We start from the raw sequence: 22,676 nt of genomic DNA on the forward strand, positions 1-22,676 counted from the left end.
ATCTTTATCTGTGTCTTCACAATACTGTATCCGTTTAATCTGTGTATTACAATCAGAACACAAATTAAACGGATTTGCATTTGTAAAAGCGTGGATTTATACTGATTTTATCTCTTTTTTAGAAATTAAACTGAGCTTGTAATCGCAGCACATTTCCTTTTTGTCTGTTTATTGGAAGCGCACTGTCTTCAAAAGTTCTGTCGGCAAGTACATATGATGCCGTTAATTCAAATGCTTTAATTGGCTGCCACTCGATACCAAATTCATAGTCTCTTACAACGTAACTTCTGGCATCTTTTTCATATTTCTTTCCTCCGTCGTAATATTGAAATTTGGCGAAAGGATAAATATGCTGTTTTTTGATATCCCATTTATAGTTTAGCAAAACGTAACCTCCATTTAAATCCGTTTCATCTACTGTATTCGTTAAGGTATTATAACGAGGACCTGTTCCTATATTGTATTCTGTCTGGATTCCAAAAGGTCTTGGATACAAAACAAATGTCGCACCTACTCTTTGGTCTTTTACATATTGCGGATCATTTACGATTACTCCGTTAGAAATTTCTCCTGTAAAAGCCCATTTTCCTGTATAAGCCTGAATTCCGGGTTCGATAATCTGACTTCCAATTACAAATGGATACGTTACTCTGGCAACAACATTTAAATCTCTGTTTCCGTCCATTTTATTAGCGATCTGTCCATTATAAACTCCAAAAGCAAATACTCCAAAATCTCCAGAACCTTTGTATCCGTCTCTAACCAGCATATTGAAACGCTCTCTAATTTCGGCTGGAGCCCAATAAAAGAAGATTCCTAAATCACGCTCATTGGCTATTGAACTGTTTATACCATCGGCACGGTCAAGAGTCAAACGTTGTGAACTTGACTGCATATTTTCGAAACCATAAGGGATTTTACTTTGCCCAACACGAACACGATATTCTTTTTTCTTATCAAAAGAAAGGTCAAAATACAAGTCACGAATTTGCACAAAATTCTGAATACCAGTACTTGGTGAACTGGCAAAATCAGGCTGAAAATAGAAAAACACATTGGGGTGAACCTGTCCTGAAAATACTAAACGCGCACGGCGGATAAAAAGTCCGTTGTTTGCTTGTGCATCTGGAGCTGTTGATGTTGTTCCCCAGGATTTATCACATTGATCGCAGGAAACTTTATCATTTGTAGAAAGAAGTCCGTTGTATCTAATTTGGGCATAACCTCTTAAAGATATTCTGTCGTACCAGTGTTCTTCAACTCCTCCTCCAGATTTAGTTTCCGGAAGTTTTGCTTTATTGATGGAATCTAAAATACGAAGTACTTCATTTTTTACTTCCTGTTTGTTTATTTCCTGTGCATTTGCAGCAAAGGTTATCAATAATAAAACGGCTATTATTTTTCTTTTTATCATTAGTTCTCTAATTCCCTTAATTTCAGGATGCAAAGATGACTCACCTATGTTAAGAAATCATTAACCAGATGTTACTATAATAAAAATTTAATGTTACGACCTGAAATCGTATGTTGATTTATTGTTAAAATCCTTTGTTTTAAGGTGTTTGACAAAAACTCGCTTACAATTTTTTAACCTCAGCTTTTTGGCTTTTGAATGCTTTTTCGAGTGTAAAAGAGAATTCTGAACCAATTCCGAACTCACTTTCTACATAAACTTTCTCTTTATGAGCTTCAATAATATGCTTTACAATGGCTAAACCTAAACCAGAACCTCCTTCAGATCGTGTTCCGCTTTTGTCAACTCGGTAAAAACGTTCAAAAAGTCTCGGAATGTTTTGTTTTTCAACACCTTCTCCATTATCACTTATACGAATTAAGACTTTTTTCTTGGTTAAGTTTACTACACCAACTTCGGTTAAACCGCCTTCTTTTCCGTATTTAATTGAGTTTACAATTAGGTTTTCTAAAACCTGCTGGATTCTGTCCTGATCACCGCGAATAATAACCGACTGTACATTTTTGCTTTCAAAAGCCAGTTTGATTTTCTTTTTATCGGCTTTCATTTCCAATAAATCAAAAACATTCTGAATTAGTTCAACGATATCAAAATCAGTCATATTCAAATCTAAATCACCAGATTCCAGTTTGGTAATCATATCTAAATCTTCGACTATATATATAAGACGCTCTACACCTTTTTCGGCACGTTTTAAATATTTTTTTCGAATGTGTTTATCGTCCATTGCGCCGTCAAGTAAAGTCGAAACATAACCCTGAACGGTAAATAAAGGTGTTTTTAATTCGTGTGAAACGTTACCCAGAAATTCCCTGCGGTATTGTTCACGAATTTCGAGCATTTCGATTTCAAGTTTTTTATCGGTGGCAAACTTTTTCACTTCTCGCGAAAGCGTTTCCATATCGGTTGTAATGGGCTGATTAATTAGTGTTGTGGATTCTAATAACGAAACCTCATCGTAAATTTTCTTTACTCTTCGATATATAAAACGTTCTACTCGATATTGTAAAACCAAAAAGGAGAATATATAAATGGATATTAGGAAAATAATTCCAAATGCAATTTGATGTTTTAACTGACTTTTATAAAATAACGACATTAGAATCAGTACAAATCCCGTCGAGAAAAGACTGATGTACAATGCCGATTTTATAGCAAATTTGTATGTTTTTTTAAAATTAATTTTCATTGAAATATTTAAAATATAAAACCATTAAGAGGTATTTTTTTTACCATATAAGTGATATAAGTTCATTTAAAAATAAACTTATTTCTTTGGATTACAAAACAATGTAAAAAAGTAAATCTTTGCCAAAGTCCAGAACTTTGACAAAGATAAATTTTAATACAAAAGTATGTACACTATAATTTAAATGAACTTATATAACTTATACGGTTCAAATTTATATAGAATGTTTAAACTTCAAATTTATAACCAACACCTTTTATGGTTTTAAAAAGATCTTCTCCTATTTTTTCACGTAGTTTTCTGATGTGAACATCGATTGTTCTTCCACCTACTACTACTTCATTACCCCAAACTTTATCAAGGATTTCATCTCTTTTGAAAACTTTTCCTGGTTTTGAAGCTAATAAATAAAATAATTCGAATTCTTTTCTTGGTAAAGCAATTTCGACATTGCCTTTTATGATTTTGTATTCTTCTCGGTTAATCTCAATTCCGCCAACATTTAGAGTATCTGTAACGACTTCTTGTTCTTTTAACCTTCTTAACAAAGCCTTTACTTTAGACACTAATAATTTTGGTTTGATTGGCTTTGTAATATAGTCGTCAGCACCTGCGTCAAAACCAGCTACTTGCGAATAATCTTCGCTTCTTGCGGTAAGAAATGTTATGATAACATTATTTAACTCAGGAATTTTTCTGATGTGCTCACAAGCTTCCATCCCGTCCATTTCTGCCATCATTACGTCCATGATAATTAATTCCGGCAATTCTTTCTGAGCCTTTGCTATAGCATCTTTTCCGTTAGAAGCTGTAACAATCTGGTAGCCTTCCTGAGCGAGGTTATAGCCAACGATTTCCAAAATATCCGGTTCGTCGTCAACTAATAAAATCTTAGTTTGTGTTTTTTTCATAAATAGCAAAAATTGAGATTTTTACATCAAATATTCTTATTCATTTATCCGATGTTTTTTATTTCACAGGGTAAATATACTAACAAATGAACGGTTAAAAATTGGTGTTAACCGTAATTTAATCTGGTAACAATTTCATAATCTTAACAACACAAAAACATAACAAGTCCGTAACATGGACTTTACAGCGCGGTTCTTTCTTTGCACAAAAATAAATTAAACACAACACACAAATGAAATTCAATTTAAGATTTCTATTTATTGCATTATTTATCTGTACGATTTCGATCGCGCAAAACAAAGGTACGATTTCTGGAGTTCTGACTGACAAAGAAGCGAACAATGCATCGTTACCTTTTGCTAATGTTTTAATTAAAGGTACAAATATTAGCGCAAACACTGACATTGACGGAAAATATTCGTTGAATGTAAATCCTGGAAACTATACTGTTATTTTTAGTTTTGTAGGATATGAAACTAAAGAAGCTCCAGTTACTGTAAAAGCAGGCGAAACTGTAGTTATAAATCAAGTACTTTCTTCCGGAAGTTTTACTTTAAAAGATGTAGTGGTGAAATCTACGGCTGGAAATAAACAAAAAGAATCAGCATTGTTACTAGATCAAAAAAATGCAGTTTCATTTAAAGCTGCGATTGGTGCCGAAGAAATTTCCAGAAAAGGAGTTAACGACGTTGCTAATGCCGTGGCAAAAGTGAGCGGGGTATCTAAACAAGATGATTCTGGAAATGTTTTTGTAAGAGGTCTGGGCGACCGTTACAATGTAACTACTTTAAATGGCCTTCCTTTACCATCAAATAATCCTGCAAATAAAAATATACTTTTAGATATTTTCACAACAAATATCGTAGACAACATTGGGATTAGCAAAACATTTGAAGCACAGAATTATGCCGATTTTGGAGGTGCAAATATTGACATCAGCGCAAAAAAATTCAGCGGCAAACCTTTTATCAGCTTTTCAATTGGTACAGGAGCAAATACAAATGTGCTTAGTCAAGATCACTTTTACTTACAAGATGGTCCATCATATACTGGATTTAAAAAAGCAGGCGTTCCAGATTCTCCTTTAAAACCATATAATTATGCTACAAGCTGGGACAGACAAGAAAACAAAAATGTTTTAAACGCTTTCTATACATTATCTGCCGGAAAAAGATTTAACATAAACGACGAAAGTTCAATTGGTACTTTTGTCACAGGATCTTTCAGCGCAAGAAACAGATTCACAGAAGGTTACAACAGAGGATCAATTAACTCAAATGGAAACATAAACAGTAATTTATACAGAACAGCTTATAAACATAACACCACAACAACTGTTATGGCTACAGCTGATTATAAAATCAACAACAATCATTCTGTAATGTTAACTTCATTATTCCTGAATTCAAGTGATCAGGATTATAGTGAATACCAAGGAACAAATCAAGATTTTGATGGAGGCGGTGATACTGAACTTCAACAAACAAGCGGATTTATTAAACGTGGAACTTTTGAAAGAACTCAATTAATTGTAAATCAATTAACAGGTAAAAATAAATTTAACGATCAATGGAATTTAAATTGGGCAGCCGGATACAGTACTTCAAACAGTGCAATTCCAGATCGTATGCAAAATACATTTGTTCATGCTCCTAATGGAACTGATTACACTTTTTTTATCAACTCTAACATTAATAATCATAGATTCTTTCAGGATTTAAAAGAAAATGAGCTTTCTGCAAATATTGCTCTATCTTATAATTTCAACAAAAAAAGCGAAGATGACGGTTATAAAGGAAAAGTAACTTTTGGTTATTCTGGAAAAATGAAAAAACTAGACTACACCATGCAGCAATATTCGTTTTTCCCAGACAGAACGAAAATATCTTTTCCATTCGAAGACGTTCATCATGTTGACAACTATTTAAACGAAGCCAACTTTGGTTCATCTTCATCTAACAGAATATTTCAATCTTATAATGGAGATTTAAATATGAATGGTGCATTTGCTACTATTCAATACTCACTTACTGAAAGACTAAGTGTAATTTTAGGAGCAAGATTTGAGCAGTTAACTCAAAATGTATCATATATTACAACTACACTTCCTGACGGCGATGACTCTGATTATTCTAAGTTTAACATTTTACCAAGTTTAATTTCAAAATATACGCTGACAGACAAACAAAATTTAAAATTCTCTGCCAGTAAAACTTATACACTTCCTCAGTTTAAAGAAAAAGTGCCTATTATCTATGAAGATGTAGCACAAGCTTACAGAGGAAATCCAGACTTATATCCATCAACAAACTATAATGCTGATTTAGGATGGGAATATTTTCCAAAAGCAGGAGAGTTGGTTTCGGTAACAGCATTTGGTAAAATTATTCAAAATCCAATTAATGAAATGTTCGAAAATTCTTCTTCAAATGATATTACTTATGCTAATACAGGTGAAAAAGCAACTGTAGCGGGAGTTGAATTAGAAATTAGAAAAGACATTTTTGAAATTGAAAATGCTAACAGCCTAAAAACGAAACTTTCGTTTGACGTAAACGGATCTTATCTTTACACCAATCAGGATTTGGATGGCGAAAAAGTAAATAATGAAAATGGCTTTGGTGCTCTTTTTACTTTTAAAGAAAGCAAATTAACAGGTGCTTCAAATTTCCTGGCTAATGCCAATCTTTCTTTGATGAAGCAATTTACAGAGAACAATGATATAACAGCAACAGTATCTTACTCTTATTTTTCAGATAAATTAGCCGTAATTGGAACTTCACAGATAGGAAACCAAGTTGATAAAGCTGTAAATAAATTAGATTTCATTTTAAACTCAAGTTTAACTAAAAACCTAAAGTTAGGTCTTATTTACAACAACATTCTAAACCCAACTTTTAAACGCGTACAAGAGCAAGGAGAAGTACCAGGAAAAGAAGCTGTTGGTGATATTACAGTAACATCATACAAAGCAGGTTCTGATCTTAGACTTACTTTAAACTACACATTTTAAGAAAATAAATATAGAATTTACGAAAAGGTGATTAGCAGTGCTAATCGCCTTTTTTGTTTTCATACAAACCGAATGTAAATTTTATATTAAGCAAAGCTGTTTACAACAGAACATACTTAATATATTATTAATACGGCCTTAACTCAGCAAAAACATATGTTCATTTACTTTGCTTAAATAAATTAAAACAATAAAACACAACAACAATGAAAAAATCATTTTTTGCAATGGCTGCAATATTAGGACTTGCTTTAACAAGCTGTAGTTCTGACGACAACAACAAAAGCGATGAGAACAAAAGTACTTTCGTTTTAAAAGTTGACGATTTAAAAGGTAACATCAATGACGGTACTGTAACTTTAGACCCTACTCAAACTTACACTTTAACTGGAGGTTTAGTTGTTAAAGGAGGAGCAACTTTAGTTATTCCTGCTGGAACAACTATCAAAGCTTCTGCAACAGCAGATCCAACATCTTTATTTATTGCTGTAGAAAGAAATGCTAAAATAAACGTAAATGGTACTGCTGCAAAACCTGTTATCATGACATCTGCAAAAGCAGTTCCAACTGAAGGAAGCTGGGGTGGATTAATTATCGCTGGTAATGCTAAAGTAAACACTGGAGATAACGGTACATCTGAAGTTGGTTCTTTAAGCTACGGTGGTACAAATAACACTGACTCTTCTGGAAATATTAACTTCTTAAAAATTTCTTACACTGGTTCTAAATTCTCTACAACTAAAGAATACAATGGTGTATCTTTCTTTGGAGTAGGTTCTGGAACTATAGTATCTGATATCTACACTTACGAAAGTGGTGATGACGGAATTGAATTTTTTGGAGGAACTGTAAACGCTACTAACTTAGTAATCGTTAACTCTTATGATGATTCATTCGATTTTGCTGATGGATGGCAAGGTTCTGCAACTAATGTTTACATCAAAGGTGTATCAAAAGCTGCTATTGAAGGATCAAACAACGAAAAAAGCCCAGGTGAAGCTACTCCTGTAACTACTGGAAAATTAGTTAACTTTTCTATCATCAAAGGTGGTGCTGCTTTCTTAGCTGACGAAAAAACTATCAACTTTAAAGATGGTGGTGGAAAACAAGCTTACACAAATTTCTATGTTGATAATGATATGCCATCTGCACTTATCAAAATATCATCTACTGATGCTGCTGCTGCTAAAAACATTGCTGATGGTTTCTTTACAATCGAAAACTACAGCTTTGGCGCTGCAATGACAAACACAACTGGCCCTAAATTATCTGGAACTGTTGGTGCAGCAACTGGAGCTGGTGCTGGTGCTGAATTACCATCTTGGGCTAGCTGGACTAAATAATAAAAAGTATTTAGTTTCCCTATAAGACTACTATTTGGTCCGTTGGTTTCTAATAACTTAAAATACAAAATGTTAAAAACATCCTAAATATTTAGGATGTTTTTTTTTGGTGTAATTCTTGTAATTTTTTTTGTATATTTACAATATCCAAATATACGCGATGGCAAAAAACTACTTTTATATTACATTCTTATTGGCTTTTTTCTTTACTGTAAGTGTCTCGGCACAAGACAGTAAGCAATTACCAAAGACTCAAGACGCTACAGGCATTGAGGGTCTCAGCTTGTACCCTAACCCAGTGGTAAACGGAAAAGTATATATTACTTCAAAAAATGATTTTGATAAAGAAGTCATTGTTTTCGACATCTTAGGCAAGAAAGTATTACAAGCGCATTTAACTACAAAAGAATTAAACGTTTCAGACTTAGTTCCCGGCGTTTACATCATAAGAATAAGCGAGCAAAATGCAACAGCAACACGAAAACTCATTATTCGATGAATTTTTTAAAAAGCTCCTTTTAGGAGCTTTTTTAGTTTAAAGTCGCAGCCATTGTTTGCAGTTTCTGCAATGCAGTAAAACTGGCAGCTGAAAACCGAGACTGAAAACTAAAAATTAAATATCTTTGCACAAAAAAGTTTTGATTACAGCCAGCGATATATTTACGATTTCAAGCCATAAACAATTTGAAAAAACAGCATTAAAAGTGTTTCGTTTTCAATATGCGAATAATGTAGTATATCGTGACTTCTGCGATTTCTTAAAAACAGATGTTCAACAAGTAAAATCACTACAGCAAATCCCTTTTTTACCCATTCAGTTTTTCAAAAGTCATAATGTTGTTTCGAATGAAAATACTGCCGAAGTAACTTTTACCAGCAGCGGTACAACCGGAATGATCACCAGCAGACATTTAGTGACCGATGTTTCCTTATATGAGGAAAGTTACCGCAAAGGTTTTTCTCAGTTTTACGGCAATATCGAAGATTACGTTGTTTTAGCACTTTTGCCGTCCTATTTAGAACGCGACGGCTCTTCGCTTATTTACATGGTCGAAGACTTAATAAAACTATCTAATCAGCCTGACAGCGGGTTTTATTTACACAATCACGACGACTTAATTAAAAAGCTGACTGAATTAGACGAATCTGGACAAAATGTAATTTTAATTGGTGTTACTTATGCTTTATTAGATTTAATTGAAAAACATCAATTCAATCTTCAAAATACCATAATAATGGAAACCGGAGGAATGAAAGGAAAACGTAAAGAAATGATTCGGGAAGAACTACATGAAATTCTTTGCGAAGGTTTTGGCGTTTCCTCTATCCATTCAGAATATGGAATGACTGAACTCTTAGCGCAGGCCTACTCTTTAGGCGAGGGTGTTTTTGAGTGCCCCTCATGGATGCATATTTTGGTGCGAGATCCAGAAGACGCTTTAACTTACATTCAGGATGGAAAAACCGGCGGTATCAATGTTATTGATTTAGCCAATATCAATTCCTGTTCCTTCATTGCTACACAAGATTTAGGTAAAAAAAATCCCAACAACTCTTTTGAGGTATTAGGACGTTTTGACAATTCTGATATCCGAGGCTGTAACCTGATGGTTTTATAAACATCCCTTCCTTATTATATTCTCTTTATTTTTTTATTCGTAAGAATATACTCAATTTAATAACCTACAGTTAATATAGAAAAAATACTACATTTATATTTAAAATATACTTTTAAAGTAACATTTTAAATATAAAAAATTATGAAAAAAATTACTTTCTTAGTGCTTATTTTTATAAGCAGTATTACGAGCTGGTCTCAAACGTACAAATTTCACACCCTTCAGGATTTAGGTCCAAACATTGAAATAGCTATTTCTGCCGGATGTGCTCAACGTGTCACAGTTGGACCAAATAGAGATGTTAATCTAAATCAAAGTTTTAAATTGGAAGTTGGTAAAATTTACAAATCAGACCTTATTTTGGGTTCAACTTCCGGATCAAGATACTACAGAGTACTTTACGCTGTAGATTATTATCTTGACAAAGGAAGTGATATAGATGAGCCCGCTAACTTTGAACTAATTCCAGATTTATGCAATTCTTTGTCATGGAAATACATTAGACCAATCTTACTAGGCTCAAATATACAAGAAGCTCAAGCTAACTTTTGCTCTAATCTAACCGCTAACACAATTAGAGAAAAAGTAAATATCAAAACAGAAAAACCTTTAAATATGGGAGATGTATATTTGATGGATTTTGGAAAAGGTGCCAATTATTATTTAATTACAGCATCAGATATAGAAGCAGGAGATAGTGAGTATCAACTTGACCCAACAAACGGTAACATTTTTTCACCAGTTACTTTCAATTGTCAAAAACCAGACATTCAAGCAGTAGCAGTTGGGTTTTCTGATTATACCGATTCTTATCGTGGATCAAAAAAAACTGCAGCATATTCTATAAGAAACATAGGCTCAAGTATTCAAAGTGCCAATACAACTTTTTCACTTTATCTTTGTACATCCAGGAATTACATAGATGGTAGCGACACCTTATTATATACTGAAGCTGTTAGTCCTATTAGCGCAAATGGAAATTTTGTCTCGAGCATGTCCTTTACAATTCCTAACACAGTTAGCAATGGTAAATATTATTTAAATGTAAAGGCGACCAATAGCGAAGACTTTAATGTATATAATAACATAGTGTCATCACCATCTAAAATAACTATCATAAACGGAACCCCTCCGACAACACCTGCACCTACTCCAACACCAACACCTACTCCAACAGGCAAACCAGATCTAATTATAGATCCTAACAATACAATTGTATTTAGTGATTGTTTTGACTGCCCTGGAGCATTAAGTGATTTAAAAGGAAAGAGACATAGAATAAGTAACCAGGCCGGATCAATAAAATTACCATTAATATCTGTTAAAAATATTGGAAATGCCCAATCGTCCAAAACAAACCTTAGGTTTTATCTATCATCTAACACTACTCTAGATACCGCAGATCAAAAATCCAGTGGAAATACTATAACAATAAACACCATTAACGCAGGAGAATCTTATGTGATGCCCGGAGGCAGTATTTTTTCTACTGATTTTGGTAACATTGGAGCTACATTTACTGGAAATTGGAACATTCTTATGGTTGTTGACGATTCTAAAACAATTACAGAATCAAACGAAAACAACAATGTAACAGTTATTCCTGTAACTTTTTACAATCCATTTGCAAAAATAGCACCAGATACACTACAATCTAATTTAGATTTTGAAGATACAGTACAGCCTTATTCTATAAACGTTTACAATTTTGAAGGACAAAAAGTTCTAACAAAAGAAGTTAACTCTAAAGAAGAAGAAAACAAATCGTTAGGTTCATTAAAAAGTGGTATCTACATTATTAAATCTAAAAACGAGACCCGAAAAGTTCTTAAATAAGAACAACTATTAAATAGAAAAGCATCCTTACTCAGGATGCTTTTTTTATTGTATAAATCATGATACGAATTAAACCACTCTAATCACAAAATAATTCTTTTTACCGCTTTGTAATAACACAAACTGATTATTGATTAAATCATTTGCCGTTAAAACAAAATCTTCTTTAATTTTTTCTCTGTTTACAGAAATTGAATTAGCCGTTAAAGCTCTTCTTGCTTCTCCGTTTGATTTAAAGAAACCCGTTTTTTCGTTTAAAACTGTAACGATTTCCAACCCATTTTCTAAATCTGCTTTTGCGATTTCAGCCTGAGGAACTCCGTCGAAAACTTCTAAGAATGTTGCTTCATCTAATTTCTTTAAATCTTCAGCAGTTGAATTTCCAAATAAAATATTCGAAGCCTGAATTGCTTTTTCTAACTCTTCTTTGCTATGAACAAAAATTGTAATTTCTTCTGCTAATTTCTTTTGTAGAATTCTTAAATGCGGTGCCGCTTGATGCTCAGCAATCAAACCATCAATAGTTTCTTTATCTAAAAAAGTAAAGATTTTAATATATTTTTCAGCATCAGCATCTGTAGCATTTACCCAAAACTGGTAAAATTTATAAACAGAAGTTTTGTCAGCATCCAGCCAAACATTTCCTCCTTCAGATTTACCAAATTTAGATCCGTCTGCTTTTGTGATTAATGGCGTTGTTAAAGCAAAAGCTTTTGCGTTTTCACCGCCCATTCTGCGTACTAATTCTGTACCAGTGGTAATATTTCCCCATTGGTCGGAACCTCCCATTTGCAAAAGGCAGTTATTGTTTTTATATAAATGATAAAAATCGTATCCCTGAATTAATTGATAAGTAAACTCTGTGAAAGACATTCCTTCCCCTTCGCCATTAATTCTCTTTTTAACAGAATCCTTCGCCATCATATAATTTACCGTAATACGTTTTCCAACTTCACGGGCAAAATCAATAAACGAGAATTCTTTCATCCAGTCATAGTTATTAACCATAACCGGTGCATTTGCTTCTTTTGAATTAAAGTCCAAGAAACGAGACAAAACACTTTTGATTCCGGCAACGTTTTTAGCCAAAGTTTCTTCGTTCAACAAATTTCTTTCGTCAGATTTTCCAGAAGGATCTCCAATCATTCCGGTCGCACCGCCCACAAGAGCAATTGGCTGATGACCAAAATTCTTTAAATGAACCAATAAAATAATCTGAACCATACTGCCTATATGCAATGAATCTGCTGTTGGATCAAAACCAATATAGGCGGATGTTACCTCTTTTAGCAATTGTTCTTCCGTTCCTGGCATGCTATCATGGTATAAACCGCGCCACTTTAATTCTTCAACTAGATTCTTCATTTTTTAAAATATTTTGCGCAAATATAATCAATGGTAATGGCAATATCAAAAACTTATGCTGCTAAGGCACAAAGGCACAAATATTATTAAAAAACAAAAAAACTTTGCGCCTTTGTGTCTTTGTGGCAAAAACCAAAAAACTTATATTTACAAAATGATATTAGTAACTGGCGGAACAGGTTTAGCAGGCTCACATTTATTGCTTCATTTAATAGAAAATGGAGAAAATGTTCGGGCTGTTTACCGAAACGAAAGCAATATTCAAAAAGCAAAATCAGTTTTTGAATTGTATAAAAAAGCGGATTTATTTGAAAAAATAGAATGGATTGAAGCCGATATTTTAGATGTTCCTGCTTTAGAAATTGCTTTCGCAGATATTGACTACGTTTATCACTGCGCCGCTTTAATTTCATTTGACCCAAAAGATGAAGAAGCACTTCGAAAAATCAATATCGAAGGTACGGCCAATATGGTTAATTTTTCGATTGCGAAAGAAGTTAAAAAATTCTGTTTTGTGAGTTCAATTGCCGCACTTGGAGATTTAGCTCCGCACGAAACCTACATTACAGAAGAAACCGACTGGAATCCTGAAAAACCACACAGCGATTACGCTATTTCGAAATATGGTTCCGAAATGGAAGTCTGGCGCGCACATCAAGAAGGTTTAGATGTAATCATTATAAATCCGGGAGTTATTTTAGGACCAATTCCTAAAGAAAAAAACAAACAGCAGGGAAGCGCAGAGTTATACACAAAAGTGGCCAACGGACTTTCTTTTTACACATTGGGAAGCACTGGATTTATTGCCATTGATGATGTTGTTGAAACCGCTTATCAATTAATGAAAAGCGACATTAAAAACGAACGTTTTACTTTAATTGCTGACAATATTGTTTTTAAAGATATTCTTGACACAATTGCAGATGCTTTACAAGTTAAGAAACCACACATTCATGCAAAACCATTTTTCATGAATTTGCTTTGGATGGCAGATGGTATTTTTTCGACTTTATTTTTCCAAAAAAGAAGTCTTACACATGCAACTGCAAAAGCTTCTTATTCAAAAAACCTGTATTCAAATGAAAAAATAAAAACCGCTTTGGGAACGGTTTTTTTAGATGTGCATCAATATATAAAAGACATTTCGAAGTTATAGAATTATCTTCTTAATTTGCTTTTTGAATTTTTGATCGAATCGATGTTTATTTGTTTTGGTATTATCTTTTTGATTGAGTCTTTCGAAATTTCTTTCTTTTTCTTTTTGGCTTTTTTATCTTCAATTACAACAATCGAATCTGTTGCTCTTTGAACTTTGGCTAATCTCTTCCCTACCTCATCAAACATGTCTTTATAATTCTCATAATCTGCTGCATAATACATATTGTTTTGCGCAAACTGTAAACTATCCACTTTATATTTTTTTAAAATAAATTTTGTTGGATTTGTTTCTGTAGAATCTATAAGCTGCGGATGCTGATATTTCATCGCTTCCAACAGAGACAAATCATACATAATATCAATCATTTTATCTTTCTCAATAAGTTTTGCAGGCTGTTTTACAACTTCCTTTTTACAACTTACAGAAAGAAACAAAACTAATAGTATTACTAAACAATTCTTCATTTTAGCTTTTTATCTGTCAAACAATAAACGTTTTCCGGCGCGGATATCTTTTACTTTAAAATTATTGTAAACCAGTTCTCCGTTTACAAAAGTATGCGTAATTCTCGATTTAAAAGTCGTGTTTTCAAATGGAGACCAGCCGCATTTGTATAGAATATTATCTGAATTTACCCTCCAAGGCAGACTCGGATTTACAATAACCAAATCGGCAAAGTAACCTTCTTTAACAAAACCTCTTTTTTCGATTTTAAAAATCTTAGCCGGATTATGGCACATTTTCTCCACAATTTTCTCTACGCTGATTTTACCTTGGTGATGCGCCTCAAACATTGCCACAACTGCGTGCTGCACAAGCGGACCTCCAGAAGGTGCTTTTAAGTACGACTGTAATTTTTCTTCTTTAGTATGCGGTGCATGATCTGTTGCAATAACATCGATACGTCCGTCATTTAAAGCTTTCCAAAGTTCAGCTCTGTCGTGTTCTGTTTTTACAGCAGGATTCCATTTAATGAAATTTCCTTTTGTTTTGTAATCTTCATCAGTAAACCAAAGATGATGTACACAAACCTCAGCTGTAATTTTTTTATCTTCTAATGGAATTTTGTTCGTAAACAATTCCATTTCTTTTGCTGTAGAAAGGTGAAAAATATGCAAACGTGCTCCTGTTTTCTTTGCCAAAGCTACCGCTTTTGAAGACGAAAGATAACAAGCCTCGGCGCTTCTAATTAAATTATGCGCCGTTACCGGAACATCTTCACCATATTTTTCTTTGAATTCTGCTAAATTGTTCTGAATTGTAGTTTCATCTTCACAATGCACCGCAATTAACATTGGCGTGCTTGAAAAGATTCTCTCTAAAGTCGCTTCATTATCAACCAGCATATTTCCTGTTGAAGAACCTAAGAAAATCTTAATTCCGGCAACATTTTTTGGATTTGTTTTTAAAACTTCTTCCAGATTATCATTTGTTGCACCCATCATAAACGAATAATTCGCAAATGATTTTTCGGCAGCAATTTGGTATTTATCTTCTAATATTTCCTGAGTAACTGCATTAGGAACCGTATTGGGCTGTTCGATGAAAGAAGTAATACCTCCCGCAATTGCTGCTCTCGATTCAGATTCAATATCACCTTTATGCGTTAAACCCGGCTCTCTAAAATGCACCTGATCATCAATTGCTCCGGGCATTAAAAAACTTCCTTCGGCATCTATAACAATACAATCCGAAGTTTTTAAACTGATACTGTCGGCCACTTCAACAATTAAATCATTTTCGATCAAAACATCTCCGTCAAAAATAGATCCCTCGTTTACAATTTTGGCGTTTTTTATTAAAATCCTATTCATGTTCTATCTTATAATGTATTGACTAATTTTTTTAATCGCAGAGAAATTACTCCCAGAATTGCTTCTTTTATAATGGCATTACTCATTTTTGAAACGCCTTTTGTTCTGTCTGTAAAAATAATCGGGACTTCTTTTATTTCGAATTTAGAACAATAAGTCCTGTACTTCATTTCGATTTGAAACGCATATCCAACAAACTTTATTTTATTCAGATTTATTTTCTCTAAAACTTCTCTTTTATAACAAACAAAACCTGCTGTTGCATCGTGAATTTTCATTCCGGTAATAAATTTTACATATACCGATGCAAAATATGACATTAATACCCGGCTTAAAGGCCAGTTCACCACATTTACACCTGTAACATAACGTGAACCAATGGCTAAATCGGCTCCTCCAAAATGACAGGCATCATATAACTTTTCAAGATCATTTGGGTTGTGTGAAAAGTCGGCATCCATCTCAAAAATAAAATCATAATTGTGTTGTAATGCCCATTTAAAACCATGAACATATGCGGTTCCCAAACCCGCTTTTTTAGCTCTTTTTTCAAGAAACAATCTTTCAGGATATTCTTCCTGCAAAGCGATAACTTTATCAGCCGTATGATCTGGGGAATTATCATCTATTATTAAAAGATGAAAAGGTTTATGCTGCGAAAGAACGGCTCTTATTATACTTTCTACGTTCTCTATTTCGTTATAAGTGGGAATTATGACAATACTATCATTCATTTTTTTCTCGGTAATTTCACCGCAAAAGTAAACTTTTTATAGCATTCGGTTCATAATAAATACATAATAAAAGTATTGATACAAAAAATTACTAATTTTGTGACGCTATGATTGAACACCTTCATCCACGAATTATCGAAAACAAAGACTGGGCAACGGCTTTATTTGTCCTTACCTTTGCCGTTGTTGCAATGACAAAATCTGCTTATGAAACTCGTTTTACCGAATTCAGCAAGCTTATTTTTTCAGATAAATATGCAAAAATCTATCGCGATAACAGCCACATGAAAAGCAGTTTTACAGTTGGCTTATTTTTCGTTCAGGTTATTTCGTTTGCTTTCTTCATTCAGCTTACGATGAACACTTTTGGAAATGCCTCAAAAACCGACTGGGTTTTGTTTATTCAAATTGCCACTTTCCTGCTTTATTTTATTCTGGCAAAATACTTAGTTGAGAAAATTGTTGCGGCTTCATTCAACATTGACGACTTTGTAGAGCTTTTTAATTTGCAAAAAGTTACTTACAGAACTTATATTGGCGTTTTAATCCTTCCAATTAACGCTATTTTGTTTTATTATGACAATATTCCAACGATTGTACCGCTTGCTATCATTGGTATCTCACTGTGTATCAGTCTGTATTCGTATTTTATTTCAATTAAAACATATCAAAACGTAATAATCGGCAAGTTATTTTATTTTATTTTATATCTTTGCGCTCTTGAAATAGCGCCTTATTATTTTCTATATTATTGGATTACAAAAGGGAGTGCTTAGAAAATGTTTATAATATGAAAGTGAAAACAATTTTGGTGTCACAGCCTGAACCTAAAGTGGAGAATTCTCCTTACTTTGAGCTCCAACAAAAACACAAAATAAAAATTGATTTCAGACCATTTATTCATGTGGAAGGGGTTAGCGCAAAAGAGATTCGATTACAAAAAATCGATCTTAATCATTACACTGCGATCATTTTAACAAGTCGAAATGCTGTAGATCATTTTTTTAGAGTGGCTGATGAAATGCGTTATAAAGTTCCTGAAGGATTGAAATATTTTTGTCAATCTGAAGCTGTAGCATTTTATCTTCAAAAGTATGTTGTTTACAGAAAACGTAAAATTTACGTTGGGGCAAAAGATTTTGCAGATTTATCTCCTCTTATTAAAAAGTACAAAGACGAGAAGTTTTTACTTCCTGCATCTGACCAATTAAATGCTGATGCACCTGTCACATTAAACGGCTTAAAAGTTGATTGGGCACAAGCCATTTTTTACAGAACTGTAATGAGTGACTTATCTGATCTTGCTGATGTTTATTATGATGTTTTAGCGTTTTTTAGTCCAACTGGAATTAAATCTTTATTTAAAAACTTCCCGGATTTCCAACAAAACAACACCAGAATTGCTGTATTTGGAAGCACAACTCAAAAAGAAGCTTTAGATCACGGTTTAAGAATTGATATTCTTGCTCCAACTCCTGAAACTCCTTCTATGACAATGGCTTTAGAAAAATATATTGCAGAAGCAAACAAAGGAAAATAACCTTAAAAAATATACAATTTTAAAAATCCAAATTCCAACTAATCATTGGGATTTGGATTTTTTGTTTTCAATCAATTCTTTATCTCCTTGCGTTTAACATGATTGAAACCACGGGTTATATTTTTAGAATTGGGACTCGACCGACAGCGAATAAACGAAAAAATTTAAAAAATTGAAATTTCATTATTAAAAGCCTTTTAACTACATTTGATTTCTATTCCAAACCCAAATCACTAGAAATAGTTTCAAATTTTAAGTTATGAAAATTAATTCCCTATTAATTGAAATCGACGGTATCGACAAAGAAATCCTTCGCTATTTAATGGACGATGCCCGAAAACCTATTTTACAAATCGCTAATAAAATTGGCATTTCGGGAGCTGCAATTCATCAGCGATTAAAAAAGCTCGAACAGTCCGGTGTAATTTCAGGATCTAAGTTTACTGTAAATCCAAAAGTTTTGGGTTATAATACTATGGCGTTTGTGGGAGTTTATCTTGACAAAGCTTCCCGAAATTCTGAAGCCGTAAAAGATCTAAAAAAAATACCTGAAGTTCTGGAATGCCATTATACAACCGGAAATTGGTCGGTTTTGATAAAAATTATCTGTCGCGATAACGAACATTTAATGCAGCTTCTAAATACAAAAATTCAGGCCATTGAAGGAGTTTCAAGAACTGAAACTTTTATCTCCCTGGATCAGCAGATTGACAGGCAGATTCAATTGTAAAATTAGAGAATGAGGCAATATGATACTTAAATAATCCGACCTGAAATGACAAACATTCGACCTGAAATTAAAACACTGCTATTTTTTGCAGCTTATTTTATAGCTTTTATCCTTATAAAGACATTTCAGCCACATGGCAGTCCACACGCACCCAACATAAGTGACATTTTTTTCTTATTGTCAATTCCGGCAAGTATAATCTACAGCCTATTTCTTCTTTACAAATTTTTCAAATCTGGCAATAGAAATTATGTAAATGCCATATTTGTAGTTACCGCATTATGGGTTATATTTTATAATTTATTAAAATACGTAATCTATTAAATAACAAAACCCGACAGATTTAAAAACCTGTCGGGTTTGCTATACATTATCTAATTGACTAATTATCTAATTAATTTCTTCTGTTTGAATAAATCGAGATATAGTACAACAACGTAGCGATAGACCCTAAAGCCGCAACAACATACGTTCTTGCTGCCCATTTTAAGGCATCTTTTGCTCCGGCTTGTTCTTCTTGCGTCAACATATGTTTATTTTCAAGCCAGGCCAATGCTCTGTTACTTGCATCGTATTCTACAGGTAAAGTAATAATTGAAAACAATGTTGTTACCGCAAAAATTATAATTCCCACTAAAAGCAATTGCGGAAAAGTTCTAATCATCAAAATTCCGGCTAACAAAATCCACTGCATAAAGTTAGAAGCTACACTAACAATTGGCACTAGTTTAGAACGCATTGTTAACCATTCGTAACCAATAGCGTACTGCACTGCATGACCACATTCGTGTGCTGCAACAGCCGCTGCCGCTGCATTACGATGATTGTAAACTGCTTCACTTAAATTCACCGTTTTATCTGACGGATTGTAATGATCGGTTAACTGACCCGGAGTCGAAATAACACGAACATCTCTAATTCCGTTATCAGCAAGCATTTTTTCAGCGATTTCTGCACCACTCATTCCGTTTCGTAATTGCAGTTTAGAATATAATTCGAATTTACTTTTAAGTTTTGAACTCACCATCCAGCTAAACAACATAATAGCTCCGGCAAGTATTAAATATCCACTTCCCATATTTTTACTTTTTTTGATTGAAATTTAAAGTTACGAAAGAAACAGCAATTTCTGAACCAAAATCAAAAAATGTCATTTTGACATTTTATAAGACAAAATTTCAATCTAAAAGGTTATTTTTTAAAAGCAGTGTAATCAATTCTGCAACATTTTTGGTTTTATACTTTTGAAGAATATTTCGTCTGTGTGTTTGAACCGTTAAAAAGCTTAAAAAAAGCTCATCGGCAATTTCCTGAGTTTGTTTTCCTTTTGAAAGTAAAAGCGCAATATCTTTTTCCCTTCTGCTTAAACTAGGAATAGTATCCAAATCTTCAGATAAAGGCTGGCTTACAATTGTTTTTACTTCATCACTAAAAACAATTTCGCCTTCAATTGCTTTATTAATACAGTTTTTAAATTCTTCAAACGAAGCGCTTTTTAAAATATAACCATTCCCTCCATTTTGAATAAACTGCATCACCAGGCTTCTTTCAGACTGACTGCTCATCCCGATAACTATCACCTGAGGAAATTTTTGTTTAATGGCTTTACACAAATCAATACCGGTAACTACGGGCAGAAAAATATCCATTAAAACCAGATCGACTTCGTTGTTTTCGATATAATCGAGAAGTAAAGCTCCAGATTGCATTTTCTCAACAATTTCAATATTATCAAGATCTGACAACAGACCAGAAATTCCAGAAATCACAATTGGATGATCATCGACCACAACCATTTTATATTTTTTACTCATTTTCCTGTTTTTCGTTTATTACATTCACTTCTATATAAACGGAAGTTCCCTGATTTATTTTACTGTCGATTTCTAATTTTCCGCTTAAAAATTCTACTCGGTTATTAATATTCTTTAATCCCATTCCGTTTTTTCTTTTTGCTTCGGCAACATTAAACCCTACTCCATTGTCCTCAACCGTAATAAAAAACACATCTTTATTTTGAGAACAGGAGACCAAAACCTGCGATGCTTTTGCATATTTTAAAGCATTATTCACCAGTTCCTGAATAATCCTGTAAATCATGATTTCGTAGTTTTTAGGCAGTCTTGATTTTTTATTAACTAAATACTGATATTCAATTTTAGTAACCGAATTTGAATTGGCCGCACATAAATCTCTTAAAGCGTGTTCCAAGCTGAGTTCCAGTAAAGTTTCAGGCATTAAATTCTGCGAAATATTTCGAAGTTCTTTAATTGAATTATCTAAAAGAGTATCCACATTATTTACTGTTTCGGCATTCTCTTTTTTAGCCAGATTCAAATGAATCTTCACTCCCGAAAGCATACTTCCAAGTCCATCGTGTAAATCTCTGGCGATTCTTTTTCTTTCCATTTCTTCACCCTGAATCAAAGCTTTAGAAACTGAAAGCTTATGACGATCTTCAAAAGAAGATAATTCCTGCTTAAGATTAATTTCTTTTTGGGCGCTTAATTTCTTTTGATTTTTATTGAAAAGCCACAGAAATAAAATAATTAAAAGTAAAAGAAAAGACAATCCGGCAAATAACACCGAATTTAATCGATTGTTATACACCAGTAAAGCCGCCTTATCGTTTTGTGATTGCAGTAAAGTGATTTTTTTCTCGCTTTCGGCCTTTTTATATTTGGCTTCAAGCTCTACAATTTCACTTTTAAACTTTGTACTGTTTAAACTATCATTTAAAGCATTGTATTTATGAGAATAATAATATGCTTTATCAAATTCTTTGGTAGCATTATACACTTTGGCCAATTCACTGTAGTAATTCTTCTTATCTACTACAAAAGGAGTGTTTTCTAAAAGATAATCGAGATTTTTCTTTGCCTTATCATAATTCTTGAGTTTAAAAAGCACTTCATATTCAGCAAATTTTAATCGGTTTAAGGCAATTGCATTTTGGTGTTTTTCTGAAGATTTAATTCCTTTTCCATAACTTTCCAAGGCACTTTCGCTTTTATTTAGTTTGGCATAATATAGTCCTTCAGAATAATAATAAGAATCATTTAAGTTCGATTCCGGAAAATTTTTTAAGGTCGAAAATGCTTTATCCAGCACTTTTTTAGCATCATAAAAATGTTGTAATTCGACTAAATTTTCGGCATTAATAATATAAGTCTCCATTTTTGACTCGGCGGCCGTTGGAGATTTTTTAATGGCCCTTTCTATATATTTTTGAGCTTCATTTAAATACTCACTTGCTTTTTCACGTTCGCTGTTATTCATAAAAATAATAGCTACAGCTTTATATAATCCGCTTATAAGTTCGTAATCACGGCTTTTTTTGGCAGCAGGAATGGCTTCATTAATTAGCAGTTTCATGTAAACCTTTTCATTATTCTTACGTTGCTGCATGATACCGTAATTCTGCAGAATAATAGCGCGGATTCGAAAAGCTTCCGTATTAAAATATTTTTTCAGCTTCTCATTTCCTTCAAGCAGTGTTTGTTCGAAGCCTTCAACATCCCCTTTTTCCAGAAAACCAGACGAATTATAAAAGATACCGGCATCTCGTAAAAACGGGAACTTGTCTTTTAGCTTATTTGCCTGTGCTAAATATTCCTTTGACTTTTTACTATCCTGAACCATCAAATATAACTTTGACAGCTTAAAACTGTAAAGACATTTTATACTATCTGATTTTGTGTATTTGGTAATGTTGGCAATACTGTCAATGTACGCAGAATCATCATCTAAAGAAAGAATAACCTGTGAATGGGATAAGGCGGATAAAAATAGAAATAGTGTAAGTAAATAGATTTTCTTCATAGAGAGCGGCATTTATTCAAATTTATCAAATTAAAAATCTTTTCAAAAAGAAATTTTTCAATTTTACCTGATATCAGGTAATGCAAAATGCATTTTATCAGGTATTGCTACCTCTCTAATTTGAAT

The 22,676-nt window shown here is 33.2% G+C and carries 19 protein-coding genes; 9 read left to right on the top strand and 10 right to left on the bottom strand.

All coding sequences use genetic code 11. The features are described from left to right. Positions 1-118: 118 nt before the first annotated feature. The 3 genes from L1276_RS15400 to L1276_RS15410 all read right to left on the bottom strand — a co-directional run bounded on the left by L1276_RS15400 (position 119) and on the right by L1276_RS15410 (position 3,574). Positions 119-1,414: a porin gene (locus L1276_RS15400; protein ID WP_253789266.1), complete on the bottom strand. Its 1,296-nt coding sequence runs from the start codon at positions 1,412-1,414 to the stop codon at positions 119-121. Between the two features lie 163 nt (positions 1,415-1,577). Then, the gene (locus tag L1276_RS15405; protein WP_253789268.1) at positions 1,578-2,663 is read right to left on the bottom strand and encodes a cell wall metabolism sensor histidine kinase WalK; all 1,086 of its coding nucleotides are present in this window, start codon (positions 2,661-2,663) and stop codon (positions 1,578-1,580) included. A gap of 227 nt (positions 2,664-2,890) precedes the next feature. After that, a complete protein-coding gene (locus tag L1276_RS15410; protein ID WP_008465097.1) occupies positions 2,891-3,574 on the bottom strand; it encodes a response regulator transcription factor in 684 nt (227 codons plus the stop codon). Between the two features lie 233 nt (positions 3,575-3,807). Between L1276_RS15410 and L1276_RS15415 the strand changes: the two genes are divergently transcribed. The 5 genes from L1276_RS15415 (at position 3,808) to L1276_RS15435 (ending at position 11,386) form a co-directional block, all read left to right on the top strand. Beyond that, positions 3,808-6,588: a TonB-dependent receptor gene (locus tag L1276_RS15415; protein WP_253789270.1), complete on the top strand. Its 2,781-nt coding sequence runs from the start codon at positions 3,808-3,810 to the stop codon at positions 6,586-6,588. Positions 6,589-6,794: 206 nt separating this feature from the next. Then, positions 6,795-7,931, top strand: a complete 1,137-nt coding sequence (locus tag L1276_RS15420; RefSeq protein ID WP_253789272.1) for a hypothetical protein — start codon at positions 6,795-6,797, stop codon at positions 7,929-7,931. 160 nt (positions 7,932-8,091) lie between these two features. Beyond that, complete coding sequence (locus L1276_RS15425) at positions 8,092-8,430, top strand: T9SS type A sorting domain-containing protein (RefSeq protein WP_253789274.1); 339 nt, start codon at positions 8,092-8,094, stop codon at positions 8,428-8,430. 139 nt (positions 8,431-8,569) lie between these two features. Continuing rightward, positions 8,570-9,550, top strand: a complete 981-nt coding sequence (locus L1276_RS15430; RefSeq protein ID WP_253789693.1) for an acyl transferase — start codon at positions 8,570-8,572, stop codon at positions 9,548-9,550. A gap of 162 nt (positions 9,551-9,712) precedes the next feature. After that, positions 9,713-11,386 carry a CARDB domain-containing protein gene (locus L1276_RS15435; protein WP_253789276.1) on the top strand — a complete coding sequence of 558 codons (1,674 nt, stop codon included), beginning with the start codon at positions 9,713-9,715 and terminating at the stop codon, positions 11,384-11,386. Between the two features lie 69 nt (positions 11,387-11,455). Here the strand turns inward: L1276_RS15435 and tyrS are convergent, their stop codons facing one another. Continuing rightward, on the bottom strand, positions 11,456-12,751 hold the full coding sequence (gene tyrS, locus L1276_RS15440; protein ID WP_253789278.1) for a tyrosine--tRNA ligase: 1,296 nt from the start codon (positions 12,749-12,751) through the stop codon (positions 11,456-11,458). A gap of 154 nt (positions 12,752-12,905) precedes the next feature. Between tyrS and L1276_RS15445 the strand changes: the two genes are divergently transcribed. Beyond that, positions 12,906-13,907: an NAD-dependent epimerase/dehydratase family protein gene (locus tag L1276_RS15445; protein WP_253789280.1), complete on the top strand. Its 1,002-nt coding sequence runs from the start codon at positions 12,906-12,908 to the stop codon at positions 13,905-13,907. 2 nt (positions 13,908-13,909) lie between these two features. Here L1276_RS15445 and L1276_RS15450 read toward each other — a convergent pair whose 3' ends face one another. From L1276_RS15450 to L1276_RS15460, 3 genes are read right to left on the bottom strand one after another with little or no spacing between them, the layout of a single operon-like run. Then, entirely contained in the window at positions 13,910-14,374 is a 465-nt protein-coding gene (locus L1276_RS15450; protein ID WP_253789282.1) for a DUF4296 domain-containing protein, read from the bottom strand. A gap of 9 nt (positions 14,375-14,383) precedes the next feature. Continuing rightward, a complete protein-coding gene (locus L1276_RS15455; protein ID WP_253789284.1) occupies positions 14,384-15,724 on the bottom strand; it encodes a dihydroorotase in 1,341 nt (446 codons plus the stop codon). Positions 15,725-15,732: 8 nt separating this feature from the next. Further along, positions 15,733-16,458 carry a polyprenol monophosphomannose synthase gene (locus tag L1276_RS15460; protein WP_253789286.1) on the bottom strand — a complete coding sequence of 242 codons (726 nt, stop codon included), beginning with the start codon at positions 16,456-16,458 and terminating at the stop codon, positions 15,733-15,735. Between the two features lie 107 nt (positions 16,459-16,565). On the opposite strand from L1276_RS15460, the gene L1276_RS15465 reads away from it, so the two are divergent. From L1276_RS15465 to L1276_RS15475, 3 genes are all read left to right on the top strand, one after another. Beyond that, positions 16,566-17,234 (top strand): DUF4271 domain-containing protein, encoded by a 669-nt coding sequence (locus tag L1276_RS15465; RefSeq protein ID WP_253789288.1) that lies wholly within the window; start codon positions 16,566-16,568, stop codon positions 17,232-17,234. 14 nt (positions 17,235-17,248) lie between these two features. Beyond that, the gene (locus tag L1276_RS15470; protein WP_253789289.1) at positions 17,249-17,998 is read left to right on the top strand and encodes a uroporphyrinogen-III synthase; all 750 of its coding nucleotides are present in this window, start codon (positions 17,249-17,251) and stop codon (positions 17,996-17,998) included. Between the two features lie 259 nt (positions 17,999-18,257). Continuing rightward, positions 18,258-18,728, top strand: a complete 471-nt coding sequence (locus L1276_RS15475) for an Lrp/AsnC family transcriptional regulator (RefSeq protein WP_035681816.1) — start codon at positions 18,258-18,260, stop codon at positions 18,726-18,728. Positions 18,729-19,122: 394 nt separating this feature from the next. On the opposite strand, the gene L1276_RS15480 is transcribed toward L1276_RS15475, so the two are convergent. The 3 genes from L1276_RS15480 to L1276_RS15490 form a co-directional block, all read right to left on the bottom strand. Next, a complete protein-coding gene (locus L1276_RS15480) occupies positions 19,123-19,806 on the bottom strand; it encodes a zinc metallopeptidase (RefSeq protein WP_253789290.1) in 684 nt (227 codons plus the stop codon). 100 nt (positions 19,807-19,906) lie between these two features. Then, positions 19,907-20,542 carry a response regulator transcription factor gene (locus L1276_RS15485; protein WP_253789291.1) on the bottom strand — a complete coding sequence of 212 codons (636 nt, stop codon included), beginning with the start codon at positions 20,540-20,542 and terminating at the stop codon, positions 19,907-19,909. After that, positions 20,535-22,550 carry an ATP-binding protein gene (locus L1276_RS15490; RefSeq protein ID WP_253789292.1) on the bottom strand — a complete coding sequence of 672 codons (2,016 nt, stop codon included), beginning with the start codon at positions 22,548-22,550 and terminating at the stop codon, positions 20,535-20,537. Before L1276_RS15490 ends, L1276_RS15485 begins: the two co-directional genes overlap by 8 nt. Between the last annotated feature and the right edge of the window lie 126 nt (positions 22,551-22,676).

It is taken from the genome of Flavobacterium sp. HSC-32F16, from assembly GCF_024171645.1.
Classification (GTDB): Bacteria; Bacteroidota; Bacteroidia; order Flavobacteriales; family Flavobacteriaceae; genus Flavobacterium.

Bases quoted from the DNA above. Each gene is read 5' to 3' on its own strand.
- L1276_RS15400 (WP_253789266.1), bottom strand. From the start codon at position 1,414: ATGATAAAAAGAAAAATAATAGCCGTTTTATTATTGATAACCTTTGCT.
- L1276_RS15405 (WP_253789268.1), bottom strand. From the start codon at position 2,663: ATGAAAATTAATTTTAAAAAAACATACAAATTTGCTATAAAATCGGCA.
- L1276_RS15410 (WP_008465097.1), bottom strand. From the start codon at position 3,574: ATGAAAAAAACACAAACTAAGATTTTATTAGTTGACGACGAACCGGAT.
- L1276_RS15415 (WP_253789270.1), top strand. From the start codon at position 3,808: ATGAAATTCAATTTAAGATTTCTATTTATTGCATTATTTATCTGTACG.
- L1276_RS15420 (WP_253789272.1), top strand. From the start codon at position 6,795: ATGAAAAAATCATTTTTTGCAATGGCTGCAATATTAGGACTTGCTTTA.
- L1276_RS15425 (WP_253789274.1), top strand. From the start codon at position 8,092: ATGGCAAAAAACTACTTTTATATTACATTCTTATTGGCTTTTTTCTTT.
- tyrS (WP_253789278.1), bottom strand. From the start codon at position 12,751: ATGAAGAATCTAGTTGAAGAATTAAAGTGGCGCGGTTTATACCATGAT.
- L1276_RS15445 (WP_253789280.1), top strand. From the start codon at position 12,906: ATGATATTAGTAACTGGCGGAACAGGTTTAGCAGGCTCACATTTATTG.
- L1276_RS15450 (WP_253789282.1), bottom strand. From the start codon at position 14,374: ATGAAGAATTGTTTAGTAATACTATTAGTTTTGTTTCTTTCTGTAAGT.
- L1276_RS15455 (WP_253789284.1), bottom strand. From the start codon at position 15,724: ATGAATAGGATTTTAATAAAAAACGCCAAAATTGTAAACGAGGGATCT.
- L1276_RS15460 (WP_253789286.1), bottom strand. From the start codon at position 16,458: ATGAATGATAGTATTGTCATAATTCCCACTTATAACGAAATAGAGAAC.
- L1276_RS15465 (WP_253789288.1), top strand. From the start codon at position 16,566: ATGATTGAACACCTTCATCCACGAATTATCGAAAACAAAGACTGGGCA.
- L1276_RS15470 (WP_253789289.1), top strand. From the start codon at position 17,249: ATGAAAGTGAAAACAATTTTGGTGTCACAGCCTGAACCTAAAGTGGAG.
- L1276_RS15475 (WP_035681816.1), top strand. From the start codon at position 18,258: ATGAAAATTAATTCCCTATTAATTGAAATCGACGGTATCGACAAAGAA.
- L1276_RS15480 (WP_253789290.1), bottom strand. From the start codon at position 19,806: ATGGGAAGTGGATATTTAATACTTGCCGGAGCTATTATGTTGTTTAGC.
- L1276_RS15485 (WP_253789291.1), bottom strand. From the start codon at position 20,542: ATGAGTAAAAAATATAAAATGGTTGTGGTCGATGATCATCCAATTGTG.
- L1276_RS15490 (WP_253789292.1), bottom strand. From the start codon at position 22,550: ATGAAGAAAATCTATTTACTTACACTATTTCTATTTTTATCCGCCTTA.